Source organism: Bacillus cereus group sp. RP37 (assembly GCF_040459695.1).
Lineage (GTDB): Bacteria > Bacillota > Bacilli > Bacillales > Bacillaceae_G > Bacillus_A.
The window spans coordinates 2396204-2409732 of the sequence record NZ_JARVHP010000001.1 but is presented as its reverse complement, the minus strand read 5'-3'; the positions used below and the strand labels follow the sequence as shown (position 1 = coordinate 2409732).

The window sequence follows — 13529 nt, the reverse complement described above, 5'->3', positions numbered from 1 at the left end:
TATTCCTCCTATAGACTATGGTTTTAATCTGTTTCCGTTATTATGGATAACCTCTAGTTCTATATTTTTATATTTTTTAGCAAATTCTGCTATTACCCTACTACAACTATCGCAAGTATCTAGTTCTGTAAATAACTTTATTTTACCTTTTGCCTCAGTATTATTTCCAAGTCTGTTAGCTATATCATTTAGAATTTTATACTCAGTATCAGAATCTCTTGGGTACTCAATTCCATTCTTATCTGCTGCTTTTGAAGCTTTAAAAGTTGGGTTATTAGGCTTTAATGAAATATCCGCTATCCTTTCCTCTAACGTACCATTTAGTTCATTTATGCTACTTTGAGCAAAAAACTCTGATTTATCAATACCTTTAACATCTACTTCTGCTAAAGCAAAGTTCCCAGACTTTTTATATCCACTAGTTAATTTCCCCCTTAGCTCTTTCACTCTATCAATTATATGAGCTTCAGTTGCTGTATCAATTTCCCTTGTAGGATAAACTTTACCCGTACCCTTAGCAACCCCCGCACTCCCAGACGTTGCTTTCTTCACATCTCCAATCTTTTTTAAATCATGAAGTTTATCAACTATTTTTACACCTTTCCCATATGGAGTCATCATCCCAACTGCTAGGAGTTTTTCACCATAGGTAGCTTCTGGGTCAAAGAGTGTGAAAAGATCACCAAAGAGAAAATCGAATCCAAACTTCGCCACACCAATTAAAAAAGGATCGAGTACTGGTCTTTTACCACCAACTGGCTGGCCAAAGATGTTATGCTCCATTTCATAATCATCGGTTTCAACTTGGAAATCCTCACCTATATTCCCTTTTATTGTACCATTTTTAATTCCTTCAAGGTATTTTTGTGTCGCTTGTATCTCTTCTTTTGTAAATCTATTATTGATAGATTGATTCTCGCTGCTTATTCCTTCAATGTCGTTATACACATTGTGCTCTAAATCTACACTTTTTCCAATACCATTGTCAGATTTCCGTATTTTCTCTTCTATAATTATTTGAATTTGCTTTGCCCATTCCATATTTAACTTTTCACTATGAAACGTCCCACTCACAGGACTAAATCCTTTCCCGCTTTGCACTTCAGCGAGTCCGGCTGTGATGCTAGCTGCTAATTGGAGGGCGGTACTGTAGTTGTTGCTGGATGAATGATTGAATTCATATAAATGCTCTAGTTTTTCTTCCAGTTTTTTTCTCATTGTACCTAATACCGTTACAATTGCACCTACTCCAGGCATCGGTGTAAGTACTTCTATTGCTTCTATACTTGCAATCGATTGATTGATTTCCTGTATTTGTTGTCTTATTTCATGTTCGATCACATCTGTTGAAGCAACTTTTGCTTGGAACTCATTTGGAAATGCTTCGTTTTGGCGAATTAATTCTTCACATAAGCATATGATTCCTTGCGCTAATGGCCGAAATGTTTGGACAAGGTAGGCTTTTGCACTACTGTATGTTTGTCCTTGTAATACTGTATCTATCGCAAATGCATCAATAGATTGAATGGCTTGTTCCATACTTTGAATCGTAGCATTGCATATAGCGTTCATACTTTGAGTTTGACTTTGTACTTCTCCCAAATACATGTTTAAACTCATGTATTGACCTCCCTTTGTAGTTGCTGCTGTTCATAGGAAAGGTCGTTTTCTTTCTCACTGAGATGCCGTTTTTCTTTAAGCAACGTCTCTTTTTCGTACTCTAATTCGAATGTAAGTTTTCTTTCATACTGCCTGATCTCTTGCCGCATATTCGTGAACAGGTGAAATACTTCTTTGTCACCATGCCAAGTTTCTAGTATTCTGCTGAATAAACGATTACTTCGATTTTTCCATTCATAGAAACTAGCCTCAGCTTGTTCTTGATTTTGCAGTGCAATTCGGTTTTCATTTTGTTCTTCAAATATACTTCGTAATTTTTGATTACATTGACTTATTCTCGTTTCAAGTTCTTGACTCATCTTTTCTCCCTACCTTTTCCCCTTTACGTAGGCCGTTACATTATTGAAAAGTCTTTTGAAGTCCGGTATCCATTTTCTCAAATTCATTTGCTACAGAATGGATATTATCAATCGTCTGTTGAAAAGCAGCGCAAAATTGTTTCGTGATGTGTAAATTTTGCTGATTTGCTTCTTGTGCTTTGAAGTTCACAGATAGTGTAGTACGCGTTGCCTTATTTATAGAACGACTAGTAGCACTCTGCATTCTATCTGAAGCATTTCTCATTTTTGTTGCAAGTTGCGTTGCCGTATGCAACTTACTCTGAAATTCTCCCATCACTTACTCCTCTCTACCATTTATTTACAAGGGAATTATACCACCGAAAAATATTATAATAAACCGAATGTTCGAATTTAACACATAATTAATCACCGTTACTAAAGGTAAGAATAACACTTATCTTTCAACATAACTGTGTCGGAAGTAGGTTCTACTTATACAAAAAAGATGACCTCAGCTATACGCTAAAGTCATCTTTTTCTACCTTATTATTTCACTAACTCTCCATTATAAGCTTTTATATCAAGCGGAGCAGTTAAAAATTGTGTTGCTTTACTAACGAAAGATGTGAAGTGTTCACTCGTATTATGACTCGCAACTGCCGCTTCATCTTTCCATACTTCTACCATCGTATAAACACTTTCTTTTTCTGTATCTTTATATAAGTCATAAGATACATTTCCACTTTCTTCTCTTGAACCGTGAATGAGTGGCTGAATTTCTTCTAAAAATGATTGTTGTTTTGCTGGATTTACTTGAAATATTGCGTGAATTATAATCATGGTGCTTCCCCTCTCATCTTTCACTTATTGAAGTTCTTTTATAAAATTACTTCCACTCAGCAACTTTTTCAACTGGAAGACGTACTGATTGATAACCACTGTCAGCTGCTTTTCCGATTGAAATTAACATTACTGGTACGTGACGTTCTTTATCTAATCCGAAAGCTTCTGCGATTTGGTCTTTTTCAAATCCGCCAATTGGACAAGTGTCATAACCGTGAGCACGAGCTGCTAGCATAAATTGCATTGCTACAAGACCACCGTCAATTAGTACTGTATCTTTCATTACTTCTGGTGTAACCATTGAAAAGTAACCAGAAAGTTTTTTCATTTGATCTTCTTTTACTTCTGCTGGCATTAAACCGCGCTCTACTGCTGAACCGTAAATTTCTTCTGCGTTATCAAAGTTGTTTAAGTCACCAAACACAGCGATCATTGCTGAAGATGTTTCTACTTGAGATTGATTGAATTTCGCAAGTGGCGCAAGTGTTGCTTTTGCTTCGTCACTTTCAATTACTACGAATCTCCATGGTTGCATGTTTACTGAAGATGGTGCAAGTGTTGCTTCCGTAAGAATTTCTGTCATTTCTTCTTTGCTAATTTTTACTGTTGGGTCGTACTTACGAATTGAACGACGTCCTGTTAAAATTTCGTTAAAATCATTTGTTTTTACTAAGTTAGTCATAGTTGTATTCTCCCTTTTTTATAATTCTTTTATATTTTCTTGAATGTGATTTAACATATTTAAAAGATTATCGCGTTCTTCCTCACTTAATCCTTTAAATGCAGATGCTGCAAAACGTTCTTTTTCCTCTTGAAACGCTTGAATTTTATTTCGTCCCTCTTCTGTAAGAGAAACTAACGTAATTCTGTTATCATCTGGATTTTTTCGTCTTACAATCATTCCGTTTGCTTCTAGCTGTTTTAAATGCCTTGTAATCGCCGCATTATCAATATTCACTTCTTGTTGAAGTGCTTTTTGACTAATTTCACCTACTTCATATAACTGAAGTATAAGCTCTAATCGAGACTGGCTCATACCCGTACACCCTTCAAACTTCGAACTTACTTCTTTATTTAGAAAGTGTAATTTATATAAAATAATCGCTTCTTTTGAGCATGAACTTGTCAAATTAACCCTCCTTCACAATCAAAATAAAAACATTTGATGTATCAATAGTTGATATGTCAATTAATATAATCTATATCGATTTAGAATGCAAGCATTTTGTTTTCATTTATATTTTTCCAAATTAAGGCGCTTTGTCGCGTTACAAAAAATGTTAATTGCACTATAATAGTACTAATTTAAATGACTGGAGAGTGATTGTAATGCGGCAATACACAAATAGAAATGAGGAAATAAAAATGGAAAATGAAATGAGGATATTCACATATGACAACAATAAATATAGGGATTGTCGCGCACGTAGACGCTGGCAAGACGAGTTTGACTGAGCGTATTCTTTATGAAACGAATGTGATTAAAGAAATTGGCCGAGTAGATAGTGGCAATACGCAAACTGACTCAATGGAATTAGAAAGACAGCGCGGAATTACGATTAAAGCATCTGTCGTTTCTTTTTTTATTGATGATATAAAAGTAAATGTCATTGATACACCTGGACACGCTGATTTTATCGCTGAAGTGGAGCGATCATTCCGCGTTTTAGACGGTGCAATTTTAGTTATTTCTGCCGTTGAAGGTGTGCAAGCACAAACAAAAATTTTAATGCGAACATTACAGAAACTAAATATCCCAACAATATTATTCGTAAATAAAATTGATCGTAGCGGTGCAAATACTGAAAAAGTTATGAAACAAATAAAAGAAATTCTTTCAAATGAAGCATTCCCTTTCTACTCTGCCCTATACGAAGGAACGAAAGAAACCCGGATCATTGAGTACAAATCATATGACGATTGTATGGAACTGTTAGCACCATATAATGAATCATTACTTGAGTCATACGTAAATAACGAAATTGTACCGGACACTCTATTAAAAGAAGAACTCATTAAACAAATAGCGCAAGCAAATGTGTATCCAGTCTTTTTCGGTTCAGCAATGACAGGCATGGGCGTAACTGAACTGCTCGAAAATATTTCAGCCTTACTTCCAGCTAATTCTTCATCTCAAGATGAAAAATTGTCCGGTGTAGTTTTTAAAATTGACCGTGAATATTCTGGAGAAAAGATTGCTTATGTAAGAGTTTTTTCAGGTAGCTTACAAGTTAGAAAATATGTGGATATACAGCGCAATGAATCTCTACCACATAAGGAAAAGATTAAAAAAATGTGCATATTTCATAATGGAGATGCTTTACAAACTTCTACCGTTCCAAGCGGTGAATTTTGTAAAGTGTGGGGACTGAATGATATAAAAATTGGTGATATTATCGGTGAACGGACTGATTATATAAAAGATATTCACTTTGCCGAACCACAAATGGAAGCTACTATTGATACGGTGCCTACGGAACGAATTCATGATTTGTACGCTGCTCTTATGGAACTATGTGAAGAAGATCCACTTATTAAAGTGTGGAAAGACGATGTTCATAATGAACTATACATTCGCCTTTTCGGTGAGGTGCAAAAAGAAGTGATTGAAACAACGCTTTTTGAGAAGTATAATTTGCAGGTTACTTTCTCAAATACACGAGTTGTATGTATTGAAAAACCAATTGGCATAGGCAATTCTGTTGAAGTAATGGGTGAAAAAGCGAATCCATTTTACGCGACAATTGGTTTTAAAATTGAACGTGGTGAACTTAACTCTGGCATAACGTATAAATTAGGTGTTGAGCTTGGTTCATTGCCTTTAGCATTTCATAAAGCAATTGAAGATACGGTATTTCAAACGTTAAAACAAGGATTATATGGATGGGAAGTTACAGATATTATCGTCACGTTAACACATACTGGTTATGCTAGTCCTGTTACAACAGCGAGTGACTTTAGAAATTTAACACCGATCGTATTAATGGATGCTTTAAAGCAAGCTGAAACATATGTATATGAACCAGTAAATGAGTTTGAATTAACTGTACCGGAGCACGCAATTAGTACTGCAATGTATAAGCTCGCTGCCGTTCCAGCAACTTTTGCAGAGCCTATATTCAATAACAATTCTTACCAGTTAACAGGGTCATTACCTGTTGCGAAAACAGAGAATTTTAAACGAATGCTTCATTCATTTACTGAAGGAGAAGGTATCTTCACAACAAATCCAGCTGGTTTCACAAAGCTGAAGCCTCCCTTCCCTACTCGAAAACGTGTTGATTATAATCCGCTGAACCGGAAAGATTATTTGCTTCATGTGCTGAAGGCTTATTAAAGTAAAAGAGGTGCAATTCGCACCTCTTTTTGCATGTATTGATAAGTTAGTTTTTCCTAACAACTTCTTTAAGCTTTTCTATTATATTTGCTATCGCTTCAATTGAATTCTTTGTTTCATATTCCCCAACATTTACAGAATGATTTGCGTTTTTAACAACATCAATCGTTAAATTTGTTTTATATAACTGATTCATTTGATTTGCATTATAATGGTGATCGTTATCCCCAATTACTAAAAGCCCTTCGTGACTACTATGTAAAATAGAATCAAAAATAGATTCAAAAGTTAGTAAAGGTGTCAGTACTATCATTTTTGACTGTAAAAACTCTTCTCTCTTCATTACATCATTTGCAATCGGAATTGTTCCAAGTGATTTCCCTAAAAACATAGAATTGCTATAGCGTCCATTTTTCAACACTTCATTCATTACAGGATTAATATCATCCATCATTACTTTCGTTACTTCTTCTATTGGTTTATTCATTACTTGTTTGTCGTAGGAATAGTGAATATGTACAACATCAATTTTGTTTTCTAGCATTAACATCGTTGCATAATAGAATAACGGCTTATCATAATTATATCCTGAACCTGAAAACATAAAGCAAACCCTACTAGAACCTTTTTCGATATGTGTGTAATGAATTACTTTGTCATTTATATGTATCTCTTTTTTAGTCCCCTTCACCCTTTTCCCCTCCGAATACGTTTATTTTTGCAAAACAATATGTTCTGTATGAACTGCTATATCCTTTACTTTTTCTTTTATAAACGCAGGCTGTAAATTATATACCTCTAACTCTTCTACCGGCACCCACTTAAACAAATACGATCTACCCTCTTCTTCCAAAATATATTGATCCGCTCCATTTGCAGGTAACTCATGTAGCTCTACTTCATAATAAAAACTAATCTCATGAAACTTTCGCTCAGAAAGTATAAAGAAATTTTCTACTGACCATATTAATCTCTTCACTTTAATAGGTACGTCTAGTTCTTCTGCCAGCTCCCGTTTTAACGCATCTTCACTATTTTCTAGCATTTTCACTCGTCCGCCCGGTACGTACCAAAAATCTTCACCGTCCCCTTGCAAAATAAGGATTTTATTATCATGTTTACAAATTGCTCCGACACGGTAATTAAAACATGTTTCCTCTACTTTAAACGTAAGATCCACACCCATTCCCCCTTACATATTTTTTAAATATCGAACCATTACAAAACTAATCTGTATGTGCTGTACAAATAAGATTACTAAATTTCTCTAGTTCGTTCAATAATTTTCGAACTTTCCAAAAACAATACACATCATTTGTCATCACAAGTATAAATACATATGTCACAATTACTGCGCACACTTTGGAAGTATTATGGGGGACGAATGCATCTCTATCAATATACAAAACTGAAAAATCAAATAATTTTCAAGGAATCATTGTAAAAGATAAAGTGAAACATCAATAAGTGGAGTTTTTATTTTTTTCCTGTTGTTTTTAAATATAGTTAAGACATTATTAAAAAGACGCAAGGTCAACTTATGTGCTAATTAATTCTTTTTCTAGAAAAAGCGTCTTTTATTGCACTTGTTACTACATTTAGGAATAATAAAATAGCCATAACTGCCGTTAGTACATTAAATTGCTTTGTTTTATAAGGAGCGAACCATTCCGTAAAGAACTCTGAATTAACGAGACGATCCCCAACTCCTCCTTCCTTGAAGTTCGGTATCCACGAATTCATATCAAGGATGATAAAAATTAGTTGCATAACGAAAAATGCTCCAATAGTTTTCAGCCAATTTCGTATTCGACTAGGACGCTCTTTTTTTGATGTCATTTAAACCACCCTCCTTTTAGAACTTGCTATTAAAGAGCCTTGTTCTGATAGATACGAATAGATAATATCCATGAAACCCCATAGAACCCCACTGCTATGACAGCAAATAAAAGAAATAATTTCAAATCTGAAATCTCTTTTAAAAAGGTCAGTACGCCATTAGCATATTTATTTAATAAATATGGAGTATTTCGCATTAAATATATAACTCCAATAGATAAAAATATAAAAATTGGTACAAGTGTTTTCACTTTAAATGCAACAAAAAATGGGATGTAAAATGCTGTTATCAGCATGACTGCCAAGAAGCCTAGTATGTAACTTTCTAAGGAAAGTTGAAATTCCATGCTGTCTAAAATAAAATATTTTCCAACTAAACAAAATGGGATAATTACTATTGTAAAAAGTAAGGTTCCAACGTATTTTGAACTTATAATTTCCTTCCTAGTATACGGTAATGAGTTTACTAAAATATTAGCATTATCTTTATCATCAGATTGATATGTGTTAATTACAAAAACGGCACTACAAATGATTATGACATATGCTACATCCATGCCGGCCCACAAATAGGTAACTAGAAATAAGAGATAAGCAGGCAAGAAAGTTTTTTGTAAAATCAAATCCTTTTTAATTAAGTTAAGCATCTTGAATCCCCCTTTTTCATGAAATACATAATATCCTCTAAACTTGGTTTTTCAATCACCACATCCTTATCAAATAAGTTTTCGATAGAATGTGCATTTTCAATCAATCCCTCGAAACCTGTATTTGCCTTACGTACAGAAATAAATTCACGCTCAGTATCAAACTTTAACAAATCTAGTGGTCCTTTGACTAAAACATAATCCTCTGCAATGGCATAAATATCTTTTGTGAAAATATGCTTTCCATTTTGAATAAATGTAATATAATCGGCAATGCGGTCTAAATCCGTTGTAATATGTGATGAGAAAAAGATAGTTTTCTCTCCATCCTGCATAATATTTTGTAGAACATCCAATAATTCTCTTCTGAATACAGGATCAAGTCCAGATGTAGGTTCATCCATAATAATTAGTTCAGCATGATGTGAAAGGGCAATTGCGAGAGAGGCTTTCATTTTCATTCCTTTGGAGAATGTTTTCATTTTTTTATTTAATGGTAATTCGAACAGATCTTTATAATATGTAAATTGGTTAAAATCCCATTTTTTATAAGCAGGCGCAATAATTTTAGTAATTTCCTTTAATGTGAGTTCATCATAAAACACATTATCGTCATAAACGAAGCCAATTCTTTCTTTAATTCGTTTCGCATCAGTCGAATAGTTCATGCCAAATAAGGAGACGTTTCCACTATCCGGGTTTATTAGATTCATAATCATTTTAATCGTTGTAGATTTACCTGATCCATTTCCTCCAATAAAACCCGTAACAAATCCTTTTTTTACTTCCATCGAAAAATTGTTTATTTGAAACCCTTTAAAAGATTTACTGACATTTTGAAGTTCTATTACGTTTTCCAAGAGTTTTCCTCCTCGTATAAAATTGTAAGCATTTCTTTTAGCTCATTTAAAGAAACATCCATTTGCTTAGCATTTTGAATCGCTTCACATAACTTTTCTTCAACTGTTTTTAATTTTTCTTCTTTCATAGTTTCAATGTTTTGTTCTGCTACAAAGGACCCTCTTCCGACAATCGAATTAATAAAACCATCTTTTTCCAGTTCTTCATATGCTCTTTTCGTTGTAATAATACTTACTCTTAAATCTTTTGCTAACTGACGCATTGAAGGAAGAGCATCTCCTTGCTTTAAATCACCTAGTAAAATAAGTTTTTTTATTTGGAGTCCAATTTGTTCGTAAATGGGTTCCTTTGAAGTGTTCTTAATAATGATTTGCATGCAAATACCTCTTTTGAAAAATATTGTATATATACTTTATATACAATATATACTATCGCACATTTCAAATCAACAGAAAATTTCCAAAATATAGTTACAAACACAATCTAATAATGTAATTAATACAACTTATTTATACGGGCCTTCCTTGTATTAGCCGGATTTTGAGGTGGAGGTCTTGCTACTAGCTAATACAGGATAAAGACTTCGTTGTGTTTTACAGAAAAATTGGCACAACTGATAGTGTGAAAGAGAAAGAGTTTGAAATAGAAGAAAAATTTGAGGAAGTTGATATCAAGTTAGACTAGGATGAGGATGACGAAGAAGGACTGAAAAATATGTTTTCTAAGCTGTGGGAAATGTACGGGGAAGAACCAATTGAGTTATAAATTTACATACGAAAAACACCTTGTTTCTTTAGTAACAAGGCGTTTTTTCTTAATACTATGTTTAAATTGTTATCTTTCCGCTCTCCCACCACTCCATAAAAATTTCTAACGAAGGAGCAATCCACGTTCTACTATCATTTTCATGGTTCCATACGTATATATCATCGCTTTGCACTATCCCATTCAAAATGGAATAGCCAAACAAATCACCATTTCCGCCATCAGCAAAAAATAATAAACAGTCAAAAGGCATATATAAATCCTTGAAATCAACTATATTTCTCATATTCATATTTTCAGTATTAATTTTTGAAGCATCCCAAATAAAGTCTCCGTATTCACCAGCTATACCGTTTGTTTCCTGTAATAATTGATATAAATCATTCGGTAACTCCACCTGCAAATTTTTTTGAACTTCGGCGTGTGCAGCCTTTATAGCTGGATTTTTTAAACTTAAGTTTGATGAAATACTGCGAATGGTGTTTTTTCCACATAATCTTTTCTCCTCCTATAATTCTTCATGTTCAATCAAGTTTATACCAATAATCAAATTGGGTATGTACTTGTATCACATATGTTATCATCTCTGGATCATTTGGTTGTTTTTCCTTCTTTATATCTCTAATAGCATATTCACTTACATAACGAGTATCTCCCGTCTTATCTCGGTAATAATTTCCCTTTTCGGTTTCTACTACCGTACTATCACCTTTAAAATAGAGCTGAATTTCTACACCGACCACGTTAGAATTTGGATACTTTAACTTCCCTATTTTTTTGATAAAATGAGATTACTTCTGCCCTCGATTGCTTCGTTTCTATAACTCGATTCGCTACCACTTCCCAATAACCGCCATTCCCTATTTCAATCCAATTTTTCTCATCCGCTTCATAATCTTTAATCACTTTACTATCCAAAGGCATCGGCAATTGAAAAAATTCAGAAGAAAAGGAACGAGAGATATACCACGTACTATTTCTTACGAGAATGACAGTTAGCAAGAGCATTATTACAGTTGAAATTATCGTTCTTTTTCTAACCTTTTTTAATTGACCTATCATATTTCTATCCATTCCTATTATCTATAAAAACTATCCATTCCACTTTTCTAACAATTCTTTCTCTCTCTCGCCTGAAATACCTGTTTTTAATTTCCATTCGTCCGTACTCTCCATCCACTCATACACATCTGTAACGGTCTCTTCTATTCTTCTAAAAGTAAGCCCTTCATTAACCGCATTTTCGATACAAATAGAAAACCCGCCTCTCCACGGCTTCGTCTCACCATCTAATGGGAAAGTTTCTGGAATCCACAAAGGCATTTCTGTCCAAGGCTGCACATTATGTTCACTCATAAACGATTCGTCTACCCAAACAAATTCAGCATCGCTATTCGTAACCTTTTTACACGTATTTAATAGCTCTTCCATCGTCAATTTATCATTCGGACCTGTTATATTGAATGTACCTGCTTTATTATTTTCTGCCATGTTGAGTCCAAAGCACGCGACATCTTTTATATCAACCATCTGCACTGGACGGTCTTTTCTTCCTGGAACTAACACTTTACCTCCTTTTGCAACACGCTGAATCCAGTATGTTAGTCGATCTGTATAATCAAACATTCCTGAAAGAAGTCCTGCTCTTACATGTAAAACACGCCCCGGCCAATACTTCTCTGCTTCTTTTTCACATAATACTTTCAGCGCACCATAATGCTCATAAGGAGAAACTTCACCATTCTCTACAGCCTTTATTTGCTCTTCCGTCGGTTCAGGTTGTAATATATAGTCTTCTTTTATGTCATGTGGAATCCAGTCTTTATATACGGAAAGACTTGAGATGAATATATAATGCTTTATATGATTTTTTAATACTTCTCCAACATTCCGAATGTGATGCGGAGAAAAGCCACACGTGTCTATGACAACATCCCACTTTCGATTCTCTAAGCTTAATACATTACCATTTCTGTCACCGATTAAATGTTCCACTTCAGGGAAAATCTCTTTGTTTGTTCCACGATTAAATACTGTAACCTCGTGCCCCCTGTTCAAAACTTCTTCTACAAATGCTCTTCCTAAAAATCGTGTACCGCCTAGTATTAGAATTTTCATGGTTCTCCCCCATTCGTAATAAAAAATCTATTCTTTTGTTTAACGATTTTTTGTTGTGAAAAGTTACGGGGGATAATTTATTTTTTTCTACAAGTTCAATATATGCAATTTCGACACTTTTTCTATCTTAAAAACAATAATATGGAAATATTCATTCTGTCGATTTCCATTTCATATATAATTAAAATATCGGATATTCGATTAACCACTTATACATACTTAGGCAGGTGAAAAATATTAATAAACACATAGTTTATCATTCAACATTATGTATTTATTTTCTTACATCACTTGTATATATCATCTTGCTGAACATAGAAAATGGTCGTAATTATTTGGGGTTTACAATGGTTGTTCCGCTTTTAGCGGTTATTTCATATCAAACATTATATAAGAAACAAAAAATAGTTCATACATTTGGAATTTCACGCCCAAAAATAAAAACACTAATTTTCTCCATATTATTTCCACTACTTCTAGGGCTATGTCTCCATTTTTATTTTTATATTTATGATATAAAGTTCTTATATCATCATTGGAATGAATTAGGATTTCTCTTGCTCGTTGGTCTTACAATTGGATCTTTATCTGCATTATTAGAAGAGATTATATGGCGAGGGAATTTTCATTTCTATTTACGAAAAAAATATTCATTTATGCAAACAGCTATTATTATAGCTTTGCTTTGGTCTTCATGGCATTTACCAGTAGCTATCTTTTATAAAAATTATGAGTTTCAGTTTGTAGGAATATTAAGTTATCTCTCTTTATTATTTATATTGTCTTTAATTTTGACGTACACGAGAGAATATGGTGGTTCTGTAATATCACCCGCAATTTTACATGGTATGTTTAATGTATTTTATTTAACAGATGTAGTACAAAACAAGTGGGATGCCGGCCTAATAGAATTAATCAAATTTACCTTACTAGCAATTGTGCTGGGCACGATGTATCTTATACTTCACAAAGTTAAAAAATAGTTAAACAGCTAAGAAAAAAGATGTTTCTTCTTTTAGTTGAAAGCAGCTTTAATAGATTATAAAGTACTTCAACACCTTGCAATTATTTAATAATCGTATAGGTGTTGAAGTTTTATAATCTTAGTTACATAACTTTGTTAACACAACACTTTTTTCTATCATGGAGAACAAAACA

Annotated in this window: 16 protein-coding genes and 2 pseudogenes; 3 read left to right on the top strand and 15 right to left on the bottom strand. The window is 33.7% G+C overall.

Going from position 1 to position 13529, the window contains the following annotated elements; all coding sequences use genetic code 11:
- Positions 1 to 15: 15 nt before the first annotated feature.
- The 6 genes from QCI44_RS12805 to QCI44_RS12780 form a co-directional block, all read right to left on the bottom strand.
- Positions 16 to 1620, bottom strand: coding sequence for a deaminase domain-containing protein (locus QCI44_RS12805; protein WP_116349108.1), 1605 nt, complete (start codon positions 1618 to 1620; stop codon positions 16 to 18).
- The gene (locus QCI44_RS12800; RefSeq protein ID WP_016134809.1) at positions 1617 to 1979 is read right to left on the bottom strand and encodes a DUF3958 family protein; all 363 of its coding nucleotides are present in this window, start codon (positions 1977 to 1979) and stop codon (positions 1617 to 1619) included. Before QCI44_RS12800 ends, QCI44_RS12805 begins: the two co-directional genes overlap by 4 nt.
- A gap of 40 nt (positions 1980 to 2019) precedes the next feature.
- Complete coding sequence (locus QCI44_RS12795) at positions 2020 to 2295, bottom strand: TIGR04197 family type VII secretion effector (RefSeq protein ID WP_098985925.1); 276 nt, start codon at positions 2293 to 2295, stop codon at positions 2020 to 2022.
- Positions 2296 to 2507: 212 nt separating this feature from the next.
- Positions 2508 to 2801: a putative quinol monooxygenase gene (locus QCI44_RS12790; protein ID WP_098985924.1), complete on the bottom strand. Its 294-nt coding sequence runs from the start codon at positions 2799 to 2801 to the stop codon at positions 2508 to 2510.
- Positions 2802 to 2847: 46 nt separating this feature from the next.
- Positions 2848 to 3486 (bottom strand): nitroreductase family protein, encoded by a 639-nt coding sequence (locus QCI44_RS12785; RefSeq protein WP_016134812.1) that lies wholly within the window; start codon positions 3484 to 3486, stop codon positions 2848 to 2850.
- An 18-nt stretch (positions 3487 to 3504) separates the two neighbouring features.
- Positions 3505 to 3933 carry a MarR family winged helix-turn-helix transcriptional regulator gene (locus QCI44_RS12780; RefSeq protein WP_000204180.1) on the bottom strand — a complete coding sequence of 143 codons (429 nt, stop codon included), beginning with the start codon at positions 3931 to 3933 and terminating at the stop codon, positions 3505 to 3507.
- 264 nt (positions 3934 to 4197) lie between these two features.
- Between QCI44_RS12780 and QCI44_RS12775 the strand changes: the two genes are divergently transcribed.
- Entirely contained in the window at positions 4198 to 6141 is a 1944-nt protein-coding gene (locus QCI44_RS12775; RefSeq protein WP_016134813.1) for an elongation factor G, read from the top strand.
- Positions 6142 to 6187: 46 nt separating this feature from the next.
- Here the strand turns inward: QCI44_RS12775 and QCI44_RS12770 are convergent, their stop codons facing one another.
- From QCI44_RS12770 to QCI44_RS12745, 6 genes are all read right to left on the bottom strand, one after another.
- Positions 6188 to 6832 (bottom strand): hypothetical protein, encoded by a 645-nt coding sequence (locus QCI44_RS12770; RefSeq protein ID WP_016134814.1) that lies wholly within the window; start codon positions 6830 to 6832, stop codon positions 6188 to 6190.
- A 21-nt stretch (positions 6833 to 6853) separates the two neighbouring features.
- Complete coding sequence (locus QCI44_RS12765; RefSeq protein WP_000366235.1) at positions 6854 to 7321, bottom strand: NUDIX hydrolase; 468 nt, start codon at positions 7319 to 7321, stop codon at positions 6854 to 6856.
- A 365-nt stretch (positions 7322 to 7686) separates the two neighbouring features.
- Positions 7687 to 7980: a YfzA family protein gene (locus tag QCI44_RS12760; RefSeq protein ID WP_000202084.1), complete on the bottom strand. Its 294-nt coding sequence runs from the start codon at positions 7978 to 7980 to the stop codon at positions 7687 to 7689.
- Between the two features lie 29 nt (positions 7981 to 8009).
- On the bottom strand, positions 8010 to 8627 hold the full coding sequence (locus QCI44_RS12755; RefSeq protein ID WP_000933349.1) for an ABC-2 transporter permease: 618 nt from the start codon (positions 8625 to 8627) through the stop codon (positions 8010 to 8012).
- Positions 8615 to 9487 (bottom strand): ABC transporter ATP-binding protein, encoded by an 873-nt coding sequence (locus QCI44_RS12750; RefSeq protein WP_000432458.1) that lies wholly within the window; start codon positions 9485 to 9487, stop codon positions 8615 to 8617. Before QCI44_RS12750 ends, QCI44_RS12755 begins: the two co-directional genes overlap by 13 nt.
- Positions 9475 to 9864 (bottom strand): GntR family transcriptional regulator, encoded by a 390-nt coding sequence (locus tag QCI44_RS12745; protein WP_001165710.1) that lies wholly within the window; start codon positions 9862 to 9864, stop codon positions 9475 to 9477. Before QCI44_RS12745 ends, QCI44_RS12750 begins: the two co-directional genes overlap by 13 nt.
- 302 nt (positions 9865 to 10166) lie before the next feature.
- On the opposite strand from QCI44_RS12745, the pseudogene QCI44_RS30630 reads away from it, so the two are divergent.
- Positions 10167 to 10253 (top strand): annotated as a pseudogene (locus QCI44_RS30630) (DUF4240 domain-containing protein); the annotation flags it as partial.
- Positions 10254 to 10314: 61 nt separating this feature from the next.
- Here QCI44_RS30630 and QCI44_RS12740 read toward each other — a convergent pair.
- The 3 genes and pseudogenes from QCI44_RS12740 to QCI44_RS12730 all read right to left on the bottom strand — a co-directional run bounded on the left by QCI44_RS12740 (position 10315) and on the right by QCI44_RS12730 (position 12371).
- Entirely contained in the window at positions 10315 to 10731 is a 417-nt protein-coding gene (locus QCI44_RS12740) for an SMI1/KNR4 family protein (protein ID WP_033658743.1), read from the bottom strand.
- A 46-nt stretch (positions 10732 to 10777) separates the two neighbouring features.
- Positions 10778 to 11315 (bottom strand): annotated as a pseudogene (locus QCI44_RS12735) (hypothetical protein).
- Between the two features lie 30 nt (positions 11316 to 11345).
- Positions 11346 to 12371 (bottom strand): SDR family oxidoreductase, encoded by a 1026-nt coding sequence (locus tag QCI44_RS12730; RefSeq protein ID WP_353811173.1) that lies wholly within the window; start codon positions 12369 to 12371, stop codon positions 11346 to 11348.
- A 227-nt stretch (positions 12372 to 12598) separates the two neighbouring features.
- On the opposite strand from QCI44_RS12730, the gene QCI44_RS12725 reads away from it, so the two are divergent.
- Positions 12599 to 13354, top strand: a complete 756-nt coding sequence (locus tag QCI44_RS12725; protein ID WP_353811172.1) for a CPBP family intramembrane glutamic endopeptidase — start codon at positions 12599 to 12601, stop codon at positions 13352 to 13354.
- Positions 13355 to 13529 lie beyond the last annotated feature (175 nt).